The following is a 25457-nucleotide window of genomic DNA, read 5'->3' as shown; positions in this document are numbered from 1 at the left end:
CAAGTGTGGCTTTTAATGTGTTAATTTATAGTGAGAGAGTTATTATACGATTATTCTTTGACAATCTCTTTTACTTTATTTAAATCGTTATTTACAAACTCACCGGGCTTTTTCGTAATTTTACTTACTAGATAAGTAACGATCACACTAGCTAGGAAACCAGGAATTATTTCATACATACCGAAGATTTCATTTATTGATGCTAATGGTTTAATCCAAGCAATCCATACAATAACGACTAAAGCACCGGTAATCATACCGCTCAAAGCACCAGCGTGAGACAAACCCTTCCAGTAAAGTGAGAAGATTACTAACGGACTAAATGCCGCGCCAAACCCTGCCCAAGCATTACCTACAAGGTTTAAAATTGTATCATTTGGAGACCAAGCAATCCAAATTGCAATAATTGCTACTAGTAAAACAGATAGTCTTCCTATCATTACAAACTCTTTTTCGTGTGTTTTTGCTTTCGATTCACCGCGAATAAGTTTATAAAAATCTTCAGTCAGTGAACTAGAAGTTACTAATAACTGAGATGAAATTGTGCTCATGATAGCTGCCAATATAGCTGATAATAAGAATCCACCAACGAGTGGATGGAATAAAATTTGGCTCATAATGATAAATAGTGTCTCTGGATCTTCCATTTTAATATGGTATTGAGGTATAAATGCGATACCTGTTAACCCTACAGCAACTGCACCTAAGAGCCCTACAACCATCCAGCTTATACCTAAACGTCTAGCTTTTGGTAAAAGTTTATGTGTTTTAATGGACATAAAACGAACGATGATATGTGGTTGTCCAAAATAACCTAAACCCCAGGCAAATAAGGAAATAATACCTAAAAATGTAGTCCCTTTAAACAAGTCCATATTGGTAGGTTTCATTGCTGCTACCTCACTAAATGTATCCAAACCGTTAAGTTTTATAAGTGCTACGATAGGGACCATGACCATAGCAATTAACATAATTACACCTTGAAAGAAATCTGTAATGGATAAAGCTAAATATCCACCAAAAAACGTATAAAAAATAACGATTGCTGCAACAATGATAAGCCCCCAATGATAGTTCAAGCCAAAAGCACTTTCAAATAATTTACCACCAGATACAAACCCAGAATGTGTATATAAAGTAAAAAACACAACGATGATTAGACCTGAAATTATTTTTATGTAATTTTTGCGGTCGTTGAGTCGATTTTTAAAAAAATCTGGTAAGGTAATAGCATATCCTGCAATTTCAGTATAAATACGAAGTCGAGGTGCGACTACAAAATAGTTAACATAAGCGCCAAGCGATAAACCAATTGTAATCCACATTGCAGATAATCCAGTACTATATACAGATCCAGGAAGTCCCATAATCATCCATCCACTCATATCAGATGCACCTGCTGATAGGGCAGTTACATAAGGGCCAATACTTCTACCTCCAAGCATAAATTCACTTAAATTACCTGTGGATTGCTTATAACCGTAATAGCCAATAACTAATAAAATGATAAAATAAATAATAATCATGATATACGTTTGCCAAGTAGCGTGAACTTGATTCGCTAAAGATGTGCCTAGAATAAACATAATACTTCAACTCCCTTATTCCCAGAATATTAAATTGTGTTACATGAATTATTATACAATGAAATTTATAAATAGAGTAGAAATATTTTTTGGTTTTTCAAAATGTTTATCTCAATGACAAAAATGAAAATGCTTACATCGAATGAACTAATATTACACTATTTATAAAAAATATGATTTATTATGCAATGATTGATATAAATGATGTGATACTTAAGTAGATTATGTTCAAAATATATTTATGTCACATAATTCCAAAAGGTTGAGCAAAAGGAATTAAAATAAACAGGGTTATTTATTGTTATTGGTGAAAAGTTTAGATTTTTGCTTGGAATTTTGATACAATTTTATAATGAATGAGTAAAAAGGAGGCTTTTATTTAATGGCTAAAGTTACACGTGAAGAGGTAGAGCATATTGCTAATTTAGCTAGACTTCAAATATCAGAAGAAGAAACAATTGAAATGCAAGATACATTAGAAAGTATTTTAAATTTTGCTAATCATATAGATACAGCAGACACTAGCTCAATTGAGCCAACTTATCATGTATTAGATTTACAAAACGTGTTAAGAGAAGACAAAGCAATCGAGGGCATTCCTCAAGAGCTTGCATTAAAAAATGCTAAAGAGACGGAAGATGGACAATTCAAGGTGCCATCTATCATGAATGAGGAGGACGCTTAAGATGACCATCCGTTATGAATCTGTGGAAAATTTAATTACATTAATAAAAAACAAAGAAATTAAACCTTCACAAGTAGTAAACGATATCTACGATGCAATTGAAGAAACTGATCCAACAATCAAATCATTTCTTGCATTAGATAAAGATAATGCTATTAAAAAAGCACAAGAATTAGATGAGTTACAAGCCAAGGACCAAATGGAAGGCAAACTTTTTGGTATTCCAATGGGAATTAAAGATAATATTATTACTGAAGGTGTAGAAACAACATGTGCTAGTAAAATGCTAGAAGGATTTGTACCTATCTATGAATCCACAGTTATGAATAAATTACGCAACGAACAAGCGGTTTTAATTGGAAAATTAAACATGGATGAATTTGCAATGGGAGGTTCTACAGAAACTTCTTATTTTAAAAAAACGTTAAATCCATTTGATCACACAGCTGTTCCTGGTGGTTCATCTGGTGGTTCTGCAGCAGCAGTTGCAGCAGGATTAGTTCCTTTTAGTTTAGGCTCTGATACTGGTGGTTCAATTCGTCAACCTGCAGCTTATTGTGGAATCGTAGGCTTAAAACCAACTTATGGTCGTGTATCACGTTTTGGTTTGGTAGCATTTGCGTCTTCATTAGACCAAATCGGACCGTTAACACGCAATGTTAAGGACAATGCATTAGTATTAGAAGCAATCACTGGTTTAGATGAAAATGATAGTACAAGTGCACCAGTAGAAGATGCAGACTTTACATCTGATATTGGTAAAGATATTCAAGGACTTAAAGTAGCATTACCAAAAGAATATCTTGGCGAAGGTATATCTGACGAAGTGAAAGCATCTGTGAAAAACGCTGTTGAAACATTGAAAGAACTAGGTGCTACAGTAGAAGAAGTTTCATTACCAAACACAAAATATGGCATTCCTTCTTATTATGTAATCGCATCATCTGAAGCATCATCAAATTTATCGCGTTTTGATGGTATCAGATACGGTTATCATTCACCAGAAGCAAATTCACTTGAAGAATTATATAAAATGTCAAGAAGTGAAGGATTTGGTGAAGAAGTTAAGCGTCGTATTTTCCTTGGTACATTTGCGTTAAGTTCGGGTTACTATGATGCGTTCTACAAAAAATCACAAAAAGTTAGAACATTAATTAAAAATGATTTCGATCGTATTTTTGATAACTATGATGTTGTAGTAGGACCAACAACACCAACAACTGCATTTAATATAGGTGAAGAAATCGATGATCCACTTACAATGTATGCGAATGACTTACTAACAACACCAGTTAACTTAGCTGGTTTGCCAGGTATATCTATTCCTTGCGGTAAAGCGAATGGACGTCCAATTGGTTTGCAATTTATTGGTAAACCATTTGATGAGAAAACATTATATCGTGTCGCTTTCCAATATGAAACAAAATTTAATTTGCATAATGAATACGAAAATTTATAAGGAGTGGAAATCATGCATTTTGAAACAGTTATTGGACTAGAGGTCCATGTTGAGTTAAAAACAGAATCTAAAATGTTTTCTCCATCACCAGCACATTTCGGAGCAAAACCTAACTCAAACACAAACGTCATTGATTTGGCTTACCCTGGTGTATTACCAGTTGTCAATAGACGTGCGGTTGATTGGGCGATGAGAGCATCAATGGCATTAAATATGGATATTGCAACAGAATCAAAATTTGATCGTAAAAACTATTTCTATCCAGATAATCCTAAAGCATATCAAATTTCACAATTTGATCAGCCAATTGGTGAAAATGGTTATATTGATATTGAAGTAGATGGTGAAACGAAACGTATAGGTATCACACGTTTACACATGGAAGAAGATGCTGGTAAGTCAACGCATAAGGATGGTTATTCACTAGTTGACTTAAATAGACAAGGTACACCATTGATTGAAATTGTATCTGAACCAGATATTCGCTCACCACAAGAAGCGTATGCATACTTAGAAAAATTGCGTTCAATCATACAATATACTGGTGTCTCTGATTGTAAAATGGAAGAAGGATCATTGCGTTGTGATGCTAATATTTCTTTACGACCATATGGTCAAGAAGAATTTGGAACAAAAGCAGAATTGAAAAATTTAAACTCATTTACTTATGTTCGTAAAGGGTTAGAATATGAAGAAAAACGTCAAGAAGAAGAATTATTGAACGGCGGAGAGATTTTACAAGAAACGAGACGTTTTGATGAAGCTACAGGTAAAACGAATCTTATGCGTGTAAAAGAAGGTTCTGATGATTACCGTTACTTCCCAGAACCAGATATTGTGCCTTTATATGTTGACGATGAATGGAAAGAACGCGTACGTCAAACAATACCTGAATTACCAGATGAAAGAAAAGATAAATACGTCAATCAATTTGGTTTACCAGCATATGATGCACATGTGATTACATTGACAAAAGAAATGTCTGATTTCTTTGAAGGTGCAGTAGCTGAAGGTGCAGATGTAAAATTAACTTCAAACTGGTTAATGGGCGGCGTTAATGAGTATTTAAATAAACATCAAATAGAATTATTAGATACTAAACTTACACCACAAAATCTTGCAGGTATGATTAAGTTGATTGAAGATGGCACAATGAGTAGTAAAATCGCTAAAAAAGTTTTCCCAGAACTAGCTGAAAATGGTGGAGATGCCAAACAAATTATGGAAGATAAAGGCTTAGTTCAAATCTCTGATGAAGCAACACTGCTTAAATTTGTAAATGAAGCGTTAGACAACAATCCACAATCCGTTGAAGATTATCAAAATGGTAAGGGTAAAGCTATGGGCTTCTTAGTTGGTCAAATTATGAAAGCTTCCAAAGGTCAAGCTAACCCACAATTAGTGAACCAATTATTAAAACAAGAATTAGATAAAAGATAACATCATCATTCATTTTTAAACAGTTTTAATCTAATTAAAGAAAAACCTGAGACTGAAGCATCTTAAATTAAAAAATAAACGTCAATTTCTATTACAAATATAGGAATTGGCGTTTTTTGTTGGTGTAACATTCAGGAATATATCATTATCATCTTTTTTTAGCGATTTTGGCAATTATTGACACCAGGGGGATTATTTAAAATGAGCAAATGAGGATAAGGTATATTCATGTAAAATGTAGCACAATCAAAACTTTAAAATTTCTAATGTGATAGCAATTCTTAATTATGGATTAATGCTTATGTTTTAAGCATAGGTATGGATGTTTCAAGAACTTTAATATTGAGTAGTATATTATATTTTCTTTTTAAAAATAGCCTAAATGCTTTTATCATTTAACTAAATCATTTAATATATATACTGAGTATAAAAAGTTGAGGGATAAAATATGAGAAAACGAGCTAGAATCATTTATAACCCAACATCTGGTAAAGAATTGTTTAAGCGAACATTACCAGATGTGTTAATAAAATTAGAAAAGGCCGGTTTTGAAACGAGTGCCTATGCGACTGAAAAAATTGGAGATGCTACCACTGAGGCGAAGCGTTGTTTAACACAAGATTATGATGTTTTAATAGCTGCTGGTGGTGATGGGACACTTAATGAAGTCATCAATGGCATAGCAGAACATCCGAATAGACCTAAGATTGGCATTATCCCAATGGGAACTGTAAATGATTTTGGGCGAGCTTTGCACTTACCTAATGATATTATGAGCGCGATAGATGTCATTATTGAAGGTCATTCAACACGCATTGATATCGGGAAAATGAACAGTAGATACTTCATTAATTTAGCTGCAGGTGGACAATTAACACAGGTATCTTATGAGACACCAAGTAGATTAAAATCAATTGTCGGCCCTTTTGCATATTATATTAAAGGATTTGAAATGTTGCCTCAGATGAAAGCTGTTGATTTACGTATCGAATATGATGATGAGGTTTTCCAAGGAGAGGCGCTCTTATTTTTATTAGGTTTGACCAACTCTATGGCAGGATTTGAAAAGTTAGTGCCTGATGCCAAATTAGATGATGGCTATTTTACCTTGATTATAGTTGAAAAAGCTAATTTAGCAGAATTAGGACATATTATGACGCTTGCATCTCGAGGTGAACATATTAAACATCCTAAAGTACATTATAAAAAAGCCAAATCGATTAATATTTCTTCATTTATAGATTTGCAATTAAATGTGGATGGTGAATATGGTGGTAAGTTGCCTGGTAACTTTTTGAATTTAAAACAGCATATTGAAGTCTATACACCAAACGATATTAAAAACGAGGAGTTAGTTGAGCAATAATAGACAATATATTAAAATAAAGCATCATCGTGAACGAGATTAATGAATAAGATAAAATGAATCTTCCAAAATGTTAATAGACAACGAGGTTAGGTAAAACTACAAATAGCCTAACCTCTTTTATATGGGGTGACAAAATGAGCATAATACAAAAAAATGAAATTATAGAAGGACGCGTAATTGATTTAACACATGAAGGACATGGCGTTGTAAAGTTAGACCGTTATCCTGTGTTTGTTCCTAATAGTTTAATAGATGAAACGATTAAATTTAAAGTGATCAAAGTAAAAAAGAATTTTGCGATAGGTAAATTAATAGAAGTTAAAGAACAAAGTAGTGAACGTGTCGAGCCACCCTGTGTATATTATTACAAATGTGGGGGCTGTCAATTACAACATATGACATACCAAGCTCAATTGAATATGAAGAAAGAACAAGTGGTTAATTTGTTTCATCGAAAAGCAGATTTTAAAGAAACGATAATTAATGAAACAATTGGTATGGAAAACCCCTGGTATTATCGAAATAAATCACAAATACCCGTTGGAAAGAATAAAGAAGGAGAGATTATCTCAGGTTTTTATAGACAAAGAAGTCACGATATTATAGATATGGAAACATGTTTAATTCAAGACCAATTGCATCAAAAAGTTATGAACCAACTTAAAGTTTGGTTTAACGAATTAAATATTAGTGTTTATAATGAACAAAAAAAACAAGGGCTTATGAGACATGTTGTTATACGTACTGGACACCATTCAAGAGAATTAATGGTTATTTTTGTGACAAATGGCAGGAAATTTAAACAAAGTGATTTACTTGTACAAAAATTAATTGATACATTTCCTGAAATCACGAGTATTAAACATAATATCAACAATACACATTCCAATGTGATATTAGGAGCCGAGTCTAATACCTTATATGGTGAGACAACAATTAATGATAAATTATCAGACGTTACTTTTAAAATAAGCGATCAATCTTTTTATCAAATTAATTCGATACAAACTGAAAAATTGTATCAACTTGCGATTGAATATGCAAACTTAAATCAAGATGATATTGTCCTGGATACATATTGTGGTATTGGAACAATAGGTTTATATATGGCACCAAAAGCAAAACATGTTTATGGAGTAGAAGTCGTGCCAGAAGCCATTGAAGATGCACAACAAAATGCGACTATAAACCAATTTGAAAATACTACTTTTGTCTGTGGTAAGGCAGAAGAGGTTATATTAAAATGGAAATCACAAGGAATTAAACCAGATGTAGTGATGGTTGATCCACCTAGAAAAGGCTGTGATGAAACATTTTTACAAACATTATTAGAATTAAATCCAAGAAAAATTGTCTATATTTCATGTAATCCATCTACACAGCAACGTGATGCGCAATATTTAGCGCAACATTACAAACTAACGAAAATTACACCAGTAGATATGTTTCCACATACAACACATGTTGAAACGGTTGCACAATTCAACCGTATTTAAAAATAGCTTAATAGATAAGTGTTATTCAATAAACTTTGTGTAAAGTTAATTAACTTGTTATTTACTCAATATTGCAGTTTATTTCAATCTAAGAAGATTTGTTAAAATTCAATTACAAGTCATTAACTTTGTTCAATAGCTCTTTCTAAGTGGATAAAATCATTGTATACTCTAGGTAACAACAAAGCATTTGGAGGGTTGCTAATGTTTAAAATTGAGTTGTTTTCTAATAAAAAGTTATTAGAAGGATTTTTACTATTCCAATTGACAATAGTAATGATCAGTATATTGCTATCGTATAAATTTGCTTATTTATTTGCTTCAGTTATAGAGCAAAATATCTTATTTAATTTAATATATGGTATTTTAGGCTTTACAATTGTTTATTTCATACATGAATTGATTCATAACTTGATGTTTCGCATTTTATCAAAAGGTCAAAAACCAATTTATCGAGTTAAATATGGTTTGGTAAAGTCACATATGCCACAAGTTTATTTTAAAAAGTGGCAATATAGCTTGATTATGTTAGCCCCTTTAATTGTTATATCATCCATTTTATTTATCGTATTTTTTATTACGCCTTATTCATCTATCATATTTATAGCAAGTTTTCACATTGGCTATTGTGTTATGGATTTATATTTACTTTCCGGCGTATTAAATGACAAGGTTGAAGTGATAGAAGACACTGAGGATGGTATTAAATATTATACAAAAAACCCTTCAAATGAATTGCAAACTGAACCAAAATCATAAAAAATAATTAATCTGAGTTAGTATTACTACTATATACGCAGTTGCTTTTATGGATCATTGCGTGTTAAAAAAGTGGTTAGCTAACTCTTTTTTTTATATGCTTTTTGTTATGAGCATATATTATGTAACAAAATCATTTAGATTGTAAGATAAATATAAAAGCATCATAATATGAATTTTAAAAGGGAGGTGTGTGCATTGTCAGAAAGAAGGATTATTCATATAGATATGGACTATTTCTTTGCTCAAGTAGAAATAAGAGATAATCCAAATTTGGAAGGGAAGCCAGTCATCGTCGGTGGAAAGGCAAGTGGTAGAGGCGTGGTGTCAACAGCTTCTTATGAGGCAAGAAAATATGGTGTTCATTCTGCAATGCCCACCGCACAAGCTCATAAACTATGTCCGAATGGTTTTTATGTATCACCTAGATTTGAAGCCTATAAAGAAGCTTCAAATACAATTATGAATATTTTTAAAAGTTATACTGAAATTGTCGAACCATTGTCATTAGATGAGGCTTATTTAGATATTACGCATTTAGTGCGACCTGATTTACCGGCGTCTATGATTGCACAATATATTCGCAGAGATATATACGAAGCAACTAAGTTAACATCCTCTGCAGGTGTCTCATACAATAAATTTTTGGCGAAGTTAGCGAGTGGTATGAATAAGCCTAATGGTCTAACTATTATTGATTACAAAAATGTACACAATATATTAATGGGATTAGATATTGGAGATTTTCCAGGGGTGGGTAAAGCTTCAAAAGAAAAAATGCATGAACATAAAATTTATAATGGTCAAGATTTGTATAATCAAAGTGAACGTGAATTAATTCGTCTTTTTGGAAAACGCGGTTATGGATTGTACAATAAGGCAAGAGGTATAGACAATAATGAAGTGAAAGCTACAAGAATTAGAAAATCCGTCGGCACAGAACGTACTTTTGCAACTGATATTAACGATGATGATCAAATTCTACAAAAAATATGGGAATTAAGTCATAAAACAGCTGAACGCTTAGCCAGAATTCAAAAATCTGGCAAAACCGTTACTGTTAAAATTAAAACTTTTAAATTTGAAACTTTGTCAAAACAAAGAAGTTTGAGAGGTCCAGTAAGAAATGAGACGGATATTTATAATATTGCTTATAGTTTATATACTGAACTAAAAGATTCAGAAACACCAATTAGATTGGTTGGTGTGACAGTGGGTAACCTAGAAAAGGCGACCTATGAAAATATGACAATTTACGACTATATTTAAGTAAAATACAAAGGTAATATAGACTGATTTTAAATCCATTAATCTTTATCTTTTAACTGTTTACCAAATATTGATAACATACTGTTTAAATCATCATAGTGTTGTAATAGTCGAAAGGTAATCATTGCACATGCTTTCGCATCATTTAAAGCATCGTGATGACCATGAAAATCTAGATTGTAATAATGCATCATGTGGCTCAACCCATAACGATGACTATTTATTGTTTTTCTAGACAGTTGTAGTGAACAAAAATAAGTAATTGTTGGCGTTTCTTGTCCAATTTGTTTAATGCTGTCATACAACACATTCATATCAAAGGCTGCGTTATGAGCAACTACTGGTAAACCATCAATGAATTGCATCATATATGGATATACTGATTCAAATGTCGGCGCATCTTTCACATCATTTGGATTAATACCATGAACTGCAATGTTTTGTTTTGAAAAATAGTCATTTGGATTAACTAGTGTGTAAAAAGATTCTGTAATTTGATGATTGATCACTTTGACCATTCCCACTGAACATATACTCGTTCTTTTTCCATTTGCAGTTTCAAAATCTAAAGCAATATAAGCATTGGCTGTCATCAAGCAAGAATCCTTTCTCTTATAGAATATGTTATGACTTTATATAATTCTCTTTTCGAAGTCAAGTGAGTAAAACTCAATGAAACAAATAGTTGCATCTGCTAGTCTTTGCTGCTGACTCATAAATACTTAAAAAGCATGCCAACATCATTGGCATGCTTTTGTATAGTCATTAATAATTATATAGAAATAAGTAGTGAGTTACCACACTAACTCTATGCTTCATCTTCATTAAATGAACGTGAGGCTAATTCTTTCTCATATAAATATAAAGTATTACTATCATCACCGATACGTTTTAAGTAATCAATATGTGTATCAAACATTGATTCTTCTTCGACTTGTTCATCTAGGAACCAATTTAAAAATGAAATCGTAGCATAATCTTTATCTTTATTAGCTAAATCAGATAAGTTATAAAATCTGCGTGTTACGTCTTGTTCTTGAGCTAAGCCATCTTCAAAGGTTTCTAAGATACTTGTGAATTCAGATTTAGGTGCTGGTATCGAATTAAAGATTGCTTGTTCACCACGATCATTGATGTAATCATAAATTTTCTTACCATGAAATCTTTCTTCTTTTGCTTGCTGGATATAGAAATTAGCAAAGCCTTCGTAGGATTTGCTATCACAATATGCAGCCATTGCCATATAGGCGTGTGCAGCAAAATATTCGTGATTCATTTGTTCATTTAATGCATCTAATAATTCTTTATTCAACATAAGTCAAAGCCTCCATGTATCATTTTTTATTAGTATAGCAAATTTATTCTCATTCGTAAATAATAATTATTCTAATCTGGGAGGTTGATATATATATTTACATTGAGAATTGTTTGGAATACAACTTAATCGTGTTATAATATTTGAGTGAATAGTAGAGGAGGAAGTAGATGAGACAATGGACTGCAACACGCCTAGCGAGATTGGCAAGACAAGTAAGTCGTACTGTTGGGAAAAAAGGAACAGACTTACCAGGTCAAGTCGCTAGAAGAGTGGATAAAAATATTTTAAGAGAATTAGCATCTCATGTTGATGAGATTGTATTTATAAGTGGTACAAATGGGAAAACGACTACATCAAATTTAATAGGTCATACGTTAAAAGCAAACCAAATTGAAATCATACATAATAATGAAGGTGCAAATATGGCTGCTGGAATTACATCAGCTTTTATTTTGCAACTTAAAAAAAATACTAAAATAGCAGTTATTGAAATTGATGAAGGTTCTATACCAAGAGTACTAAACGAAGTTACACCTACAATGATGGTCGTCACTAATTTCTTTCGTGACCAAATGGATCGATTTGGGGAAATCGATATTATGGTAAATAATATTGCAAAAGCAATTGATAATAAAGGTATAAAATTATTATTAAATGCCGACGATCCTTTTGTTAGTAGATTAAAGATAGCAAGTGATACTGTTACTTATTATGGTATGAAAAAGCATGCGCATGATTTTGAACAAAGTTCTATGAATGAAAGTAGATATTGTCCTAATTGTGGTCGTTTATTACATTATGATTATATTCATTATAACCAATTAGGCCATTATTATTGTGAATGTGGTTTTAAACGAGAAAAAACAAAATATGAAGTATCTCAATTTGATTTAACTCCATTTCTTAACTTAAATGTTGGTACTACAACATTTAATATGAAAATTGCAGGCGATTTTAATGCATATAATGCAATTGCTGCTTATACCGTGCTCAGAGAACTTGGATTAAATGATGCGTCAATTCGAAAAGGGTTTGAAACTTATACTTCTGATAATGGCAGAATGCAGTATTTTAAAAAGGGTACCAAAGAAGCTATGATCAATCTAGCAAAAAACCCTGCCGGTATGAATGCAAGTCTCTCGGTCGGTGATCGAATAGAAGGGAATAAAGTTTATGTTATCAGTTTAAATGATTATGCTGCGGACGGACGTGACACATCTTGGATTTACGATGCTGATTTTGAAAAATTAGTGAATCAACAAATAGAAGCTATTATAGTTACAGGTTCACGAGCGGAAGAGCTACAATTAAGATTAAAACTTGCAGAGATTAATGTACCGATCATATTAGAAAGTGATATCTACAAAGCGACTGCGAAAACAATGGAATATACAAATAGCTTTACTGTAGCAATACCTAACTATACTTCACTTTCCCCTATGTTAAAGCAATTGAACCACTCTTTTGAGGAGGACAAAGTAAAATGAATGAGTTGACGGTCTATCACTTTATGCCCGATAAATTAAATTTATATAGTGATATAGGAAATATCATTGCACTTAAACAACGTGCTAAACGCCGTAATATCAAACTAAAAGTAGTAGATATTAATCAAACAGAAAATGTTACTTTCGATGAATGTGATATCTTTTTTATTGGTGGCGGTAGTGACAGAGAACAAGCATTAGCTACACAAGAATTAACTAAAATTAAAAGCAAGTTAAAAGATGCGATTGAAGATGGCTTACCCGGTCTAACTGTGTGCGGTGGTTACCAATTTTTAGGACGTAAATACGTTACGCCAGATGGTACAGAATTAGACGGGTTAAATATTTTAGATTTTTATACAGAATCTAAAAAAGATCGTTTGACAGGAGATATTGTAATCGAAAGTGATACTTTTGGCACAATAGTTGGATTTGAAAATCATGGGGGACGTACTTATCATAATTTCGGGACTTTGGGAGAAGTTACGCATGGTTTTGGTAATAATGATGACGATGCCAAAGAAGGTATTCATTACAAGAATTTATTAGGTACGTATTTACATGGACCCATACTACCTAAAAACCATGAAATTACAGACTATCTATTAGAAAAAGCGTGTGAACGCAAAGGCATTGTATTCGAACCGAAAGAATTAGATAATACTGAGGAAGAAGCAGCTAAGAAAGTCATTATTGAACGCGTTTCTCAACAGAAAAAATAGAATTCCGACTAAATATAAAAAATAGTCTAGGACGAAGATCCTAGGCTATTTTTTATGTTACGTATTTAATGTTATTCTTTAAGCAAATCGACTATTTAAAATTCTATAAATTAATAGTATTTCATAGACAATATGACTTTTTAATTGGTTTTTATCAAACTCATCTAAACCTTTGACCGTGGATTTAAGTAATGACGCTGATTCAGGATGACGTTCAAAATGCCCGGTACTATGTATATTATTTATACTGTCAGCAATATTCAGCATAGCAAGTTGCTCTTCTTTAGTAAAAGTAACCTGCGTGTCTTTTGGCAAATAAACTAAGTTAGATAGGTGAGTTATGAATAAGCGATTTGTATGTGTACGTGTAGTTAAAGACTTTAAACGAATCCATTCTGAATGATGGTGTTTATGATAACTAAGTTCGTCTTTTTGATAAGAAAGCAACGTTTCGACTTTTTGATTTAAATTTAATAAAGAGGCCAGTTGTTGATTGGTCGATCCATTATAAAATTTACCAACAACTAGTTGGCGTATACGCTTATGAAATAGTGCATACATTTTTTCTTCTGTTAAATTAATAGCATCATCCAGTTGATCATAATATTTGGGTGGTAAGACAATAAAGTTTACTAATCCAGCTGTTACTAATCCAATAATAGCTGTTAATAGTCTGGAAAAGAAATTAAAATAATAAGCATCATGTATACCAGGGATCATAGCCATTGCGGTTAATGTTGCTACAGTAGTACCAACTTGTAAGTTCAATTTTGTACATAAAATAATGGTGAATGTTGCACTAAATGCATAGGCAAAAGCAGATTGATCACCAAAAATAAAAGTGAAAATCACGGCAAATAATGCACCAATAATTGTAGCAGGAAGTCTTCTATACCCTTTTATTAATGAAGCCTTAGCGGTTGGTTCAATTGTGACTATGGCTGTTAATATAGCAAAAATTGGGTTTAAATTTAAGGCTAAACAAAAAAGAGCAGTTAAAAATGTAGCTAAACCTGTTTTTATTGTACGTGCACCAACAATATTTTTATACCAAGAATCATTCATATTAAAACTCCTATATAAATAAACGTTTAATGATTTAACCAGAATTGTAAAACTGGTTATGTCATTACTTCGTTAAAATGTTAAACTATATATGATAAAAATTTTCTAATTTATTATATCAAAAAAAGTCTGCTATAATAAGAAGGAATATAATTTACAAAAAGGAACGGGATAAAATGATTGTAAAAACAGAAGAAGAATTAACAGCACTAAAAGATATTGGATACATTTGTGCACTTGTCAGAGACAAAATGCAAGAAGCTACTAAACCTGGTATTACTACAAAAGAACTTGATGATATTGCAAAAGATTTATTTGAAGCACATGGAGCTATTTCTGCGCCAATTCATGACGAAAACTTTCCAGGCCAAACTTGTATCAGCGTAAATGAAGAAGTGGCACATGGTATTCCTGGAAAACGAAAAATTCGTGAAGGCGACTTAGTAAATATTGATGTTTCTGCCTTGAAAAATGGCTATTATGCGGACACAGGGATTTCATTTGTAGTTGGTGAAGCGGATAATCCATTGAAACAAAAAGTTTGTGATGTTGCATTAGAAGCATTTGATGCAGCTATGACCAAAATCAAGCCTGGTGCGAAGCTAAGTCAAATTGGTAAAGCAGTCCACGCGACGGCACGTAAAAATGATTTAACTGTGATTAAAAATTTAACAGGTCATGGTGTAGGTCAGTCATTACATGAATCTCCAAGCCATGTGATGAATTATTATGATCCAAAAGATAAAACATTGCTTAAAGAAGGCACTGTAATTGCTGTTGAGCCATTTATTTCTTCAAAAGCAACATTTGTCACAGAAGGTAAAAATGAATGGGCTTTTGAAACGCAAGATAAAAGCTTTGTTGCTCAAATTGAACATACCGTTATAGTAACGAAAGAAGGACCAGTTTTAACTACTAAAATAGATTAGAATAAGTTTCGGTCTAAAGTCCTAATATAAGATGGTTCCGGAGCCTATACTAATGGTTCCGGATATTTTTTATAATAGAATCTAATCAATCATGAGGTGATTCTATGAATTATATTACGACTTATTTAGAAAAAATGACCAAACAAACCTTTTATTCAAGCTTAATTGAGTATAGACAATATCTTGATAAAAAATTAAGAAGTATAGAAATGTACATAAATTATCTATTTGAAAGAAAAACTTATGTAGCTAGGCTAATAGATCATTTAACATTATCTTTAGAAAATAAATATATCGACATTTTAGATGAATCTGATATTGAATGTGCACAGGAAATTGAGCACTATGATATAGAAAAAATTAAAAATGATTTGAATGAAATGGAAGCAGACTACGCACGTATTGTAGCCGATTTATCACAACAAGCTAAAGAAAAAGTAAATGTTGAAACAGAATGTGATTTAATCGAACAAATTAGTTTAGTCGCTTGAAGAAAGGTGGCGAAACATGACTCATAAATATATATCAACTGAGATGTTGATTGTGTTTACAGCATTAATGATAATAGCTAATTTCTACTATATTTTCTTTGAAAAAATTGGCTTTATTTTTGTATTATTATTAGGCTGTATATTGGTTTATGTAGGATATTTATATTTTCATAAAATACGAGGTTTATTATCATTTTGGATAGGGGTATTACTTATTGCTTTTACCTTATTATCTAATAAATACACGATTATTATATTATTTATATTTTTAATTGTGTTAATTGTGAGATATATCTTTTATAGATTTAAACCGTTGAAAATTATTGCGACAGAAGAGGCAGTAGAATCTCCAGAATTTATTAAACAAAAGTGGTTTGGTGAGCAACGTACACCTATTTATGTTTATAAATGGGAAGATTTACAAATACAGCATGGTATTGGTGATATTCATATAGATATGTCTAAAGCTGCTAATATTAGAGAACATAATACGGTAGTAATCAGACATTTTTTAGGTAAAGTGCAAATTATTGTGCCTTTAAATTACAATATAAAATTACATTTTTCAGCACTTTATGGCAATGCATACGTCAATGAAACATCATATAAAGTTGAAAACAACAATATTAAAGTTATTGAAGAAACAAAAGAAGATAATTATGCTGTTAATGTCTATTTGTCAACATTCATAGGAGATGTTGAGGTGATTTATAAATGAATCACTACATAAGAGCAATAGGGTCGATGTTGATATTAGTTTATAGTACATTTTTCGCTATGTTTTTTATAGATAAAGTATTTGTGAATATTATATATTTTCAAGGTATGATTTATACACAAATCTTTGGTATTCCAGTTTTACTATTTATTAATTTATTAGTTATATTACTATGCATCATAGTTGGCTCAGTATTAGCATATAAAATCAACCAACAAAATCATTGGTTACAAGATCAAATTGAGCGTTCGATTGAAGGACAAACAGTTGGTATCAACGACCAGAATATAGAATTATATAATGAAACAATTGAATTATATCAGACACTTGTACCGCTCAATCAAGAAGTTCATAAATTACGTTTAAAAACACAAAATTTAACGAATGAATCATATAATATGAACGATGTGAAAGTTAAAAAAATAATTGAAGATGAAAGGCAAAGACTGGCTCGTGAGTTACATGATTCCGTTAGCCAGCAACTATTTGCAGCAAGCATGATGCTCTCTGCCATTAAAGAAACTGATTTGAAAGCACCTTTAGATCAACAAATTCCAGTATTGGAAAAAATGGTCCAAGATTCACAATTAGAAATGCGCGCCTTGCTATTACATTTAAGACCAATTGGCTTGAAGGATAAATCACTTGGCCAAGGTATCAAAGATTTAGTAGTTGATCTACAGAAAAAAGTGCCAATGAAAGTCGTACATGATATTGAAGATTTCGACGTTCCTAAAGGCATTGAAGATCATTTGTTTAGAATTACACAAGAAGCAATTTCAAATACATTAAGACATTCAAAAGGTACAAAAGTTACAATTGAATTGTTTAATAGAGAAGAATATTTATTATTACGTATACAAGATGATGGTAAAGGCTTTAACGTTGATGATAAGGTAGAACAAAGCTATGGGTTAAAAAATATGCGTGAACGAGCACTTGAAATTGGCGCAACATTTCATATAGTATCACTGCCAGATTCAGGAACACGGATTGAAGTCAAAGCCCCATTAAATAAGGAGGATTCGTATGCCGATTAAAGTATTATTTGTTGATGATCATGAAATGGTCAGAATTGGTATTTCTAGTTATTTATCTACTCAACCAGATATAGAAGTAGTCGGAGAAGGGCAATCGGGGAAAGATGCAATTGAAAAAGCACATGAACTTAAGCCTGATTTAATTTTAATGGACTTACTCATGGATGATATGGATGGTGTAGAAGCTACAGAACAAATCAAGAAAGATTTGCCACACATTAAAGTTGTTATGCTAACCAGTTATATTGAAGATAATGAAGTATACCGTGCTTTAGATTCTGGTGTAGATAGTTATATTTTAAAAACGACAAGTGCCAGCGATATCGCCGAAGCGATACGTAAAACATATCGTGATGAATCTGTGTTTGAAGCAGAAGTGTTGGTTAAGATGAGGAATCGTATGAAACAACGCGCTGAATTATATGAGATGTTAACTGAACGTGAGATGGAGATATTATTATTAATCGCTAAAGGTTACTCAAATCAGGAAATTGCTAGTGCTTCACATATTACAATCAAAACAGTTAAAACACATGTCAGTAACGTGTTGAGTAAATTAGAAGTACAAGATAGAACTCAAGCTGTAATTTATGCATTTCAACATAATTTAATACAATAAAAAAAGCTAAAACCTAAGCAAATAATGTGTGCCTAGGTTTTAGCTTTTTAAATTTATATATAAAGAAAATTAAGTCGTTTCATTTACATCGTTATTTTTTTCTTCTTCAAGTTGATCAATGGTAATTTCTTCTGGTGTCTTACCTGCAACAACTTTTCTTTGATGCATAATAGCATTGATTTCAGCACCAATGATGATGATAAAACCAGTGATATAAAGCCATAGCATTAATATAATGATACCGGCAATACTGCCATATGTTTTAGAATAATTAGCAAAGTTTGAAATATAAATACCAAATAAATAAGAGCCGCCTAAAAATACGATAGTTGCAAAAATAGCACCAGGTATAACTGAAAGCATTTTAATTTTAACATTTGGCGCTAATGTGTATAAAACCATAAATGCAATTAGAACGACAATAACGGGCAATACAAAACGTACTGTATCAAATACCCATTTCACTTGTTCACCAAGTCCAATAGGCCCAAATAATAGATCGCCAATTTGTTGACCAAATGTAGGTAAAACAAGCGCAACTGGCATTACGATTATCATTGCTAATGTGAATAACACGCTATATAGTTTAGAAACTACAAAGTTTCTACTATCTTCAACATCATATGCGACATTGAACGAATTCATTAATGCAGTCATACCGTTGGATGCAGACCATAATGCTGCGATTAACCCAATAGATAGTAAGCCACCACTAGCATTGTCCATAATATCACCGATAATAGATGATACTTGTGGTGCGTAATCTTGTGGTACATGTTCCTTAATCATGCTTCTAATTGAACCTTGTTTAATACCGAGATATGGCACAATAGATAACAAGAAAAGTAACATAGGAAATAGTGACAGCATAAAATAATAGGATAATTGTGCTGATAATCCTGATGCATCGTCTTTTCCTATTCTATATACTAAATAAGAGAAAAAATTTGAATCTTTAGTATATTTTGCTGGTTTATTGATACGTGAGACAAAAAATTCTTGATTATCTTTTTTTGGTGATTTCGATTTGAATTCATTTGGTGTTATGTATATGCGATCACGTTCAATTTGTTCGTGCTTATCTTTTTTGTTCTTTTGTTCTTCAACTTCTTTAGTTTCATTCAGAAAATTAGAAGATGTTTTTTCATTTTTAGACATATCAAATCTCCTTGTATACTGATATTTTACGTATACAGTTTAATATACTGTAAAATCTATTAAAGGTAAATATGTGTTGCCACATTCTTTTGAAATAAAGTATCTTTTGAGAAATAAAATATCAGATAATAAATCAAAAATAAAGAGGGTAGGAAAGAAATCATAACTAACAAGTTGATTTCCAATTCCCACCCCCGCTAAGTTGACTATGTTATATTTCTGCTAGTCATCTTTGACGATTCACTTCAATTTATAAATATGAAATAGATAAACATTTATAATGTTCATTAGTAAAGCTGTTCCTTAATTTTTCAAACGATTATTTTTGCGTTCAACAAATGTATCCTTTGCATCTTTTAAAGAACGTTCTAACTCAGGATTATTACGTCTAATTTCTTCAATTGCATCTTTCCAATATGAAACTTCATCTTTAATGTTAGAAAATGCTGAAGGCTTTTGTGAACGATTACCTTCTTTAATATCTTTAATTGATTGTTTTAATGATTGGCGTGTAGATTTGTCAGCAAGTGTTGCTGCGCCTCCTATTACAGCACCTAATAATATACCTGGAATTAATTTGTTTTGCATGATGTTGTTACCCCTCTCTTAAATTAGCATCTTTAATAATGAAATCAATTAAATTATCACAAGACGATTGTACCATTTTATACACGCCTTCGAAATTGTTTGTATAATAAGGATCTGGTACATCAGTTTCAGTCATATCACTGAAATCTAACAATTTAAATAATTTTCCTTTAATATTTGGATTAATACTTTGAATATCATCAACGTTGCTTTGATCCATAGCAATAATATAATCAAAGTCGTCGTTAGAATCAAATAGTTCACTAATCATCCCATCAAATGGAATATGATGTTCAGTTAATATTTTTTGTGTCCCTTCGTGAGGTGATTGACCAAGATTCCATTTACCTGTACCTCTTGAAGTGACTTCTATACCATCGATACTTCTATCTTTTAATCTTTGGCGCATTATAGCTTCTGCCATAGGTGAGCGACATATATTTCCTAAACAAACAAATGCAACTGTAATCATATATTGACCTCCAAATTATATAATCCTATTTCCCATTTTAATGTTTTTTTAATCATTTCTAAAGAGGAATTATGATAAAAGTTTTACAAGGTTAGCAAATTTGATAAAATAAATTAAAAAGAGGTGAGAGTTGTGACTAAAAATAACGAAGAAATGATTGAAGAAATTCGTGATCGTTTAAATCTAGTTAATCAAAGTTTAATCAATCCCGAAAAATATAAATCTGCTGATGCGCAAGAAGTAAAAGAGGTATATGATTATGTAACGTCGAAAGCCTCATTTACGCCAAGTGAAGCTTCAGCAATTGCAGATGCACTTGGACAAATTCGTAAATAAGGGAGAGTTTAAATATGGGGCAATTACAACATAAAATGAAACAGTACGCTGAATTATTAGCTGGCATTGGCATGAACGTACAAGAAGGCCAACCAGTATTCATACGTTCAAGCGTAGATGCTTTAGAATTGACTCATTACATAGTTGAAGCAGCATATAAAAGAGGGGCTTCAGATGTGAAAGTAGAGTATAGTGATGATCGTTTAGCACGTCTTAAATTTGAAAATGAAACAGTTGAACATTTTGAAAAAAATGAAGTTAAGACATACGAGGTAGCTAAACGCATGGATTATGTTAATCGTGGTGCAGCAAATCTAGCATTAATTACTCAGGATCCAGATTTATTAAATGGTATAGATAGTGATAAATTAGCCACGTTCCAAAGACAATACGCTACAGCATATAAAGGTTATATGGAAGCAAGTCAGAAAAATCAATTTCCTTGGTGTGTAGCTGCATTTCCATCAAAAGCGTGGGCAGCACGTGTATACCCAGAATTAACTGTAGAAGCAGCATATGAAAAATTTATTGATGAAGTCCTAGACATTGTACGTGTAGACGGAAATGATCCAGTGGTAAATTGGGAAAAGCATATTGCAAATTTAAGTAAACATGCAGATAAATTGCAACGTAAAAGCTATGAGGCTTTGCATTATATCTCTGAAGGAACTGATCTAAAAATTGGTCTTCCAGAAGGGCATATTTGGGAAGATGCAACGAGTTATACAGAGAATGGTCAAGCATTTGTTGCTAATATTCCGACAGAAGAAGTATTCACAGCACCGCATCGATTGAAAGTGAATGGATATGTAACGAATAAATTACCATTAAGCCATAACGGTAATATTATTGATGGATTTACACTTACATTTAAAGACGGTGAAGTAGTAGACTTTAAAGCCGAACAAGGTGAAGAAGTACTACGTGATTTACTGAATACAGATGAAGGAGCCAAACACTTGGGTGAAGTGGCTTTAGTACCAGACGATTCCCCAATTTCTAATCGGAATACAATATTTTATAATACGCTATTTGATGAAAATGCCTCTTGTCATATTGCATTAGGTTCAGCTTATGGCTTTAATATTGAAGGTGGCACAACGATGACTACTGAAGAAAAATTAGCACATGGATTAAACGATTCACTGGTCCATGTCGACTTTATGATTGGTAGTTCTGATTTAACGATTTATGGAATCACAGCAAGTGGCGAGCAAGAACTGATTTTTGAAAATGGTAATTGGGCTAATTAATCATTTTAAAATAAAAATAGTTTAATCATTAGATATTTTTCAATTAAAATCATCATTTTCGGGGTGGGACGGCGAAATCTTTTTAATAAAAATAGATTTCTGTCCCACTCCTAATTTATATTTGCTTAAGTTTAAAAAGGGAAGGAATATATTATGGGAACTACTAAAATGAAATCGATGTCTGAATCGAGAAGTGTTAAAGCAAGACAAGTATTTCCGCAAGATACGAATCATCATCATACGATGTTCGGTGGAATGTTGATGGCTAACATTGATGAAATAGCAGCAATTACAGCAATGAAGCATAGTAACGCACAAGTTGTTACGGCATCTACAGATTCTGTTGATTTTTTAAAGCCAATTAAAACGGGCGATATCGTTTCATATGAGGCAATGGTGTCATATGCAGGTACATCATCAATGGAAGTATGTGTACAAATTACAATTGAGGATGTTTTGAAAAATGAAAGGCACCTAGCAGCACTGAGTTTTTTGACCTTTGTTGCACTGGACAATGAAGGTAAACCATCAAATGTACCACAAGTGTATCCAGAATCAAAAACTGAAAACTGGTTTCATGAAACAGCATTAGCGAGGGTTAAACGCCGTAAAGAAAGAAGACAAGAAAGTAAAGAAACAATTGAGTTTTTAGCTAGTGTGCAGCATATTGAATAAAGATAAGGAATGTCTATTCCGAATATGATGATTGAAATCTTAGTTTTGACTAAGGATATTCATCTTATTTGAAAATGACATTCCTTTTTGATTGAATTATCAAATTTAATAGAGATGATCAATGCATAGGATAACGTCGATGCATATCTATTTCATTTTGTTTGAAATTTGTATCAGGATAATACATATTTTTCACAAGTACATTTGGTCCTAAGCAATTAAATTTAGGGCAATGGCAGTTTAATGATTGTGCTAAAGGTGTCTTTAACCATGCATCAAAAACATCTGTGAGTTTATCATTTTTAATATTTGATAAAGTACCATTTTCATCACCAAAATCAGTCACTATAATGTTTCCAGAGAACACATTCACATTTAATCTATTTCTACCATCTGGATCATTTCGCATCGTAACATTTTTGGAATTTCTTAATCTATGTAGTAATGCTTGATCATCTTCGTTGGAAATACATGGGTAAATGGGTAATGTTCCAAAAAGCATCCATATATCTGGATGTCGAATATCTAGTAAGTGATGAATTGCTTCTTTGATTTCAGCTAATGATAACACCTCTAATTGACTAGCAAAGTCAGAAGGATACATCGGATGAATTTCATGTCTTTGACATTTCATATCATTAACAATTTCATTATGTATTTTATTCAGATAAGGTCTTGTACTTTTGTTTAACATTGTTTCAGCAGAAATGAACATGCCTTGTTCAGAAAGTGTTTGAGCGTTTGATAACATTTGATCATAAAGTCTCAATTTTGCTTTCAATGGTGGCTGTTTTTCCATTGCTCCAAATCCAACTTCTGTAAATTCATCTATCGTTCCCCAATTATGTGAAATATGCATTACATCAATATATTCAGCTATATCTAAATATCTGTCGATAGGTAATGTAAGATTTGAATTCATTTGAACATAAATCCCGCGTTCATAGGCGTATTTCAATAGTGGTTTCACAACATTTTTAATAGATTTCTTTGAAAACATAGGTTCACCACCAGTGATGGACATCGTTTTTAAATTTGGGATTTCATCCAAACGTCGATAAATTAAATCTATTGGTAAAGGAGAAGGGTCTGCAGTTTGAAGTGTGTATCCTACCGCGCAATGACTGCAACGCATATTACAGAGATTCGTCGTGGTGAATTCAATATTACTTAAAGTTAATGCATTATGTTCTTGAATATCATTATAGGTTTCCCATGGATCATTAAATATAGATATAGGTTTTTTAATACTAGATAATATAGATTTTTGATATGTCATTTAAAACATCCTTTTATTAAAGCTTGGTTTAGGTTTAAATATATGAAATGGTTAAACATATAGAAATTATTCTAATTTTGTTAAATTATTTCAGTTTATAATTATTAAGACTTTAGCAAAATTTGTCAAATCCATGTTAGTATAATAATATCTGAAAAAAAGGAGTTACTAATACAATGGATGACAATCAAACAATAGATCAAATAAAAAAGAGATTAGAAAAATTTATGAATGATATCGATCATGTGAACCCAAATGAAGTTAAAGTAGAAGACATAGACGAATGGATTGGCTTATTAGATCAATTAGAAGAAAAAGTTAAATCAGTTTCGAAATCATCAGATTAAATTTCGGAGTATTGAAAGTTTTTATGTTTAAAAAACTCTAGTTTCGTCTATACAGAGTATATAACATAAATATGGAAAGGTGATAATTCATGGCTAAAAAAGTAGCAATTATTGTAACGAATGAATTTGAAGATGTAGAATTAACAAGTCCTAAAGAAGCAATTGAAGAAGCAGGACACGAAACTGTTGTTATTGGAGATGAAGCCAATAGTGAAGTTGTTGGGAAACATGGTGAAAAAGTTTCTGTGGATGTAAGTATTGCTGATGCAAAACCAGAAGATTATGATGGATTATTAATTCCAGGTGGTTTCTCACCTGATCATCTACGTGGTGATTCTGAAGGCAGATACGGTACATTTGCTAAATACTTTACCAAAAATGATGTCCCAACGTTTGCAATTTGCCATGGACCACAAATTTTAATAGATACAGACGACTTATCAGGTAGAACAGTAACTGCAGTACTAAATGTTCGTAAAGATTTAGCGAACGCTGGTGCACAAGTTGTTGACGAATCTGTAGTTGTTGATAAGAATATTGTAACTAGTCGTACACCTGATGATTTAGATGACTTTAATAAAGCAATCGTAGATCAATTAAATGCCTAATCATTTGTGGTACGTCAATTTTAAAAAATGGTATTAATGAAATAGTTGTCTATGTTTTAGATGAATTTACTTTGAATGTGCTAAAGTGGTTCATTATAAAATATAGGCAACTTTTTTGTTTCTTATTAGCATTGAATTTTAAATTCAAACCGTATTTTGGTATTGAGATATTATAAATTTTAAAAGCTTTGATCATAATGCCATGATAGGAGTTACATATACACCCTTGGACCGATTTTTATGATTTACTATAGATAAAAATTCCAACAATTGATAAACTCACTTATAA

At 31.9% G+C, this 25457-nt stretch carries 27 protein-coding genes; 19 read left to right on the top strand and 8 right to left on the bottom strand.

Annotated features, from left to right (window positions below):
- Positions 1 to 50: 50 nt before the first annotated feature.
- Positions 51 to 1586, bottom strand: coding sequence for a sodium/proline symporter PutP (putP, locus tag KA883_RS08440; protein ID WP_210139949.1), 1536 nt, complete (start codon positions 1584 to 1586; stop codon positions 51 to 53).
- Between the two features lie 382 nt (positions 1587 to 1968).
- On the opposite strand from putP, the gene gatC reads away from it, so the two are divergent.
- The 7 genes from gatC (at position 1969) to dinB (ending at position 10063) form a co-directional block, all read left to right on the top strand.
- The gene (gene gatC, locus KA883_RS08435) at positions 1969 to 2271 is read left to right on the top strand and encodes an Asp-tRNA(Asn)/Glu-tRNA(Gln) amidotransferase subunit GatC (protein ID WP_019469599.1); all 303 of its coding nucleotides are present in this window, start codon (positions 1969 to 1971) and stop codon (positions 2269 to 2271) included.
- A 1-nt stretch (position 2272) separates the two neighbouring features.
- Entirely contained in the window at positions 2273 to 3730 is a 1458-nt protein-coding gene (gene gatA, locus KA883_RS08430) for an Asp-tRNA(Asn)/Glu-tRNA(Gln) amidotransferase subunit GatA (protein WP_046207966.1), read from the top strand.
- Between the two features lie 12 nt (positions 3731 to 3742).
- Positions 3743 to 5170 carry an Asp-tRNA(Asn)/Glu-tRNA(Gln) amidotransferase subunit GatB gene (gene gatB / locus KA883_RS08425; protein ID WP_046207965.1) on the top strand — a complete coding sequence of 476 codons (1428 nt, stop codon included), beginning with the start codon at positions 3743 to 3745 and terminating at the stop codon, positions 5168 to 5170.
- 448 nt (positions 5171 to 5618) lie between these two features.
- Entirely contained in the window at positions 5619 to 6536 is a 918-nt protein-coding gene (locus tag KA883_RS08420; RefSeq protein WP_210139948.1) for a diacylglycerol kinase, read from the top strand.
- 137 nt (positions 6537 to 6673) lie between these two features.
- On the top strand, positions 6674 to 8035 hold the full coding sequence (rlmD, locus tag KA883_RS08415; protein ID WP_046207963.1) for a 23S rRNA (uracil(1939)-C(5))-methyltransferase RlmD: 1362 nt from the start codon (positions 6674 to 6676) through the stop codon (positions 8033 to 8035).
- A 204-nt stretch (positions 8036 to 8239) separates the two neighbouring features.
- Positions 8240 to 8794 carry a DUF3267 domain-containing protein gene (locus KA883_RS08410; RefSeq protein WP_046207962.1) on the top strand — a complete coding sequence of 185 codons (555 nt, stop codon included), beginning with the start codon at positions 8240 to 8242 and terminating at the stop codon, positions 8792 to 8794.
- Between the two features lie 198 nt (positions 8795 to 8992).
- A complete protein-coding gene (dinB, locus tag KA883_RS08405) occupies positions 8993 to 10063 on the top strand; it encodes a DNA polymerase IV (protein ID WP_046207961.1) in 1071 nt (356 codons plus the stop codon).
- Between the two features lie 38 nt (positions 10064 to 10101).
- Here dinB and KA883_RS08400 read toward each other — a convergent pair whose 3' ends face one another.
- Positions 10102 to 10656, bottom strand: a complete 555-nt coding sequence (locus tag KA883_RS08400; RefSeq protein WP_046207960.1) for a 3'-5' exonuclease — start codon at positions 10654 to 10656, stop codon at positions 10102 to 10104.
- Positions 10657 to 10871: 215 nt separating this feature from the next.
- A complete protein-coding gene (locus KA883_RS08395; RefSeq protein ID WP_046207959.1) occupies positions 10872 to 11378 on the bottom strand; it encodes a ferritin in 507 nt (168 codons plus the stop codon).
- A gap of 170 nt (positions 11379 to 11548) precedes the next feature.
- On the opposite strand from KA883_RS08395, the gene murT reads away from it, so the two are divergent.
- Together murT and gatD are read left to right on the top strand one after the other, a co-directional pair.
- Entirely contained in the window at positions 11549 to 12868 is a 1320-nt protein-coding gene (gene murT, locus KA883_RS08390) for a lipid II isoglutaminyl synthase subunit MurT (protein WP_046207958.1), read from the top strand.
- Positions 12865 to 13590 (top strand): lipid II isoglutaminyl synthase subunit GatD, encoded by a 726-nt coding sequence (gatD, locus tag KA883_RS08385; RefSeq protein WP_046207957.1) that lies wholly within the window; start codon positions 12865 to 12867, stop codon positions 13588 to 13590. Before murT ends, gatD begins: the two co-directional genes overlap by 4 nt.
- 78 nt (positions 13591 to 13668) lie before the next feature.
- Here the strand turns inward: gatD and KA883_RS08380 are convergent, their stop codons facing one another.
- Positions 13669 to 14655 (bottom strand): FUSC family protein, encoded by a 987-nt coding sequence (locus KA883_RS08380; RefSeq protein ID WP_046207956.1) that lies wholly within the window; start codon positions 14653 to 14655, stop codon positions 13669 to 13671.
- Between the two features lie 176 nt (positions 14656 to 14831).
- On the opposite strand from KA883_RS08380, the gene map reads away from it, so the two are divergent.
- The 5 genes from map (at position 14832) to vraR (ending at position 18452) form a co-directional block, all read left to right on the top strand.
- Entirely contained in the window at positions 14832 to 15584 is a 753-nt protein-coding gene (gene map, locus KA883_RS08375) for a type I methionyl aminopeptidase (RefSeq protein WP_046207955.1), read from the top strand.
- A 104-nt stretch (positions 15585 to 15688) separates the two neighbouring features.
- The gene (locus KA883_RS08370; RefSeq protein ID WP_019469613.1) at positions 15689 to 16075 is read left to right on the top strand and encodes a hypothetical protein; all 387 of its coding nucleotides are present in this window, start codon (positions 15689 to 15691) and stop codon (positions 16073 to 16075) included.
- A 16-nt stretch (positions 16076 to 16091) separates the two neighbouring features.
- Positions 16092 to 16793 (top strand): cell wall-active antibiotics response protein VraT, encoded by a 702-nt coding sequence (vraT, locus tag KA883_RS08365; RefSeq protein ID WP_064209716.1) that lies wholly within the window; start codon positions 16092 to 16094, stop codon positions 16791 to 16793.
- Positions 16790 to 17833, top strand: coding sequence for a sensor histidine kinase VraS (gene vraS, locus KA883_RS08360; protein WP_046207953.1), 1044 nt, complete (start codon positions 16790 to 16792; stop codon positions 17831 to 17833). The genes vraT and vraS overlap by 4 nt, the downstream gene beginning before the upstream one ends.
- Positions 17823 to 18452 carry a response regulator transcription factor VraR gene (gene vraR / locus KA883_RS08355; RefSeq protein WP_019469616.1) on the top strand — a complete coding sequence of 210 codons (630 nt, stop codon included), beginning with the start codon at positions 17823 to 17825 and terminating at the stop codon, positions 18450 to 18452. The genes vraS and vraR overlap by 11 nt, the downstream gene beginning before the upstream one ends.
- 69 nt (positions 18453 to 18521) lie before the next feature.
- On the opposite strand, the gene KA883_RS08350 is transcribed toward vraR, so the two are convergent.
- From KA883_RS08350 to KA883_RS08340, 3 genes are all read right to left on the bottom strand, one after another.
- On the bottom strand, positions 18522 to 19610 hold the full coding sequence (locus KA883_RS08350; protein ID WP_046207952.1) for a YihY/virulence factor BrkB family protein: 1089 nt from the start codon (positions 19608 to 19610) through the stop codon (positions 18522 to 18524).
- A gap of 303 nt (positions 19611 to 19913) precedes the next feature.
- Complete coding sequence (locus KA883_RS08345; RefSeq protein WP_046207951.1) at positions 19914 to 20198, bottom strand: YtxH domain-containing protein; 285 nt, start codon at positions 20196 to 20198, stop codon at positions 19914 to 19916.
- A gap of 7 nt (positions 20199 to 20205) precedes the next feature.
- Positions 20206 to 20670, bottom strand: coding sequence for a low molecular weight protein-tyrosine-phosphatase (locus KA883_RS08340; protein ID WP_046207950.1), 465 nt, complete (start codon positions 20668 to 20670; stop codon positions 20206 to 20208).
- Positions 20671 to 20802: 132 nt separating this feature from the next.
- On the opposite strand from KA883_RS08340, the gene KA883_RS08335 reads away from it, so the two are divergent.
- From KA883_RS08335 to KA883_RS08325, 3 genes are all read left to right on the top strand, one after another.
- A complete protein-coding gene (locus tag KA883_RS08335) occupies positions 20803 to 21006 on the top strand; it encodes a DUF1128 family protein (RefSeq protein WP_046207949.1) in 204 nt (67 codons plus the stop codon).
- A gap of 14 nt (positions 21007 to 21020) precedes the next feature.
- Entirely contained in the window at positions 21021 to 22259 is a 1239-nt protein-coding gene (locus KA883_RS08330; RefSeq protein WP_046207948.1) for an aminopeptidase, read from the top strand.
- A gap of 153 nt (positions 22260 to 22412) precedes the next feature.
- Complete coding sequence (locus tag KA883_RS08325) at positions 22413 to 22934, top strand: acyl-CoA thioesterase (RefSeq protein ID WP_046207947.1); 522 nt, start codon at positions 22413 to 22415, stop codon at positions 22932 to 22934.
- Between the two features lie 118 nt (positions 22935 to 23052).
- Here the strand turns inward: KA883_RS08325 and yfkAB are convergent, their stop codons facing one another.
- Complete coding sequence (gene yfkAB, locus KA883_RS08320; protein WP_176745331.1) at positions 23053 to 24213, bottom strand: radical SAM/CxCxxxxC motif protein YfkAB; 1161 nt, start codon at positions 24211 to 24213, stop codon at positions 23053 to 23055.
- 176 nt (positions 24214 to 24389) lie between these two features.
- Between yfkAB and KA883_RS08315 the strand changes: the two genes are divergently transcribed.
- Positions 24390 to 24560 carry an SE1561 family protein gene (locus tag KA883_RS08315; protein WP_019469624.1) on the top strand — a complete coding sequence of 57 codons (171 nt, stop codon included), beginning with the start codon at positions 24390 to 24392 and terminating at the stop codon, positions 24558 to 24560.
- A gap of 89 nt (positions 24561 to 24649) precedes the next feature.
- Positions 24650 to 25168, top strand: a complete 519-nt coding sequence (locus KA883_RS08310; protein WP_046207946.1) for a type 1 glutamine amidotransferase domain-containing protein — start codon at positions 24650 to 24652, stop codon at positions 25166 to 25168.
- Positions 25169 to 25457 lie beyond the last annotated feature (289 nt).

It is taken from the genome of Staphylococcus sp. GDY8P54P, assembly GCF_017892645.1.
GTDB classification, from domain to species: Bacteria; Bacillota; Bacilli; order Staphylococcales; family Staphylococcaceae; genus Staphylococcus; species Staphylococcus ureilyticus.
The sequence above is the reverse complement of the archived record's forward strand: the minus strand, read 5'-3'. Positions and strand labels throughout refer to the sequence as shown.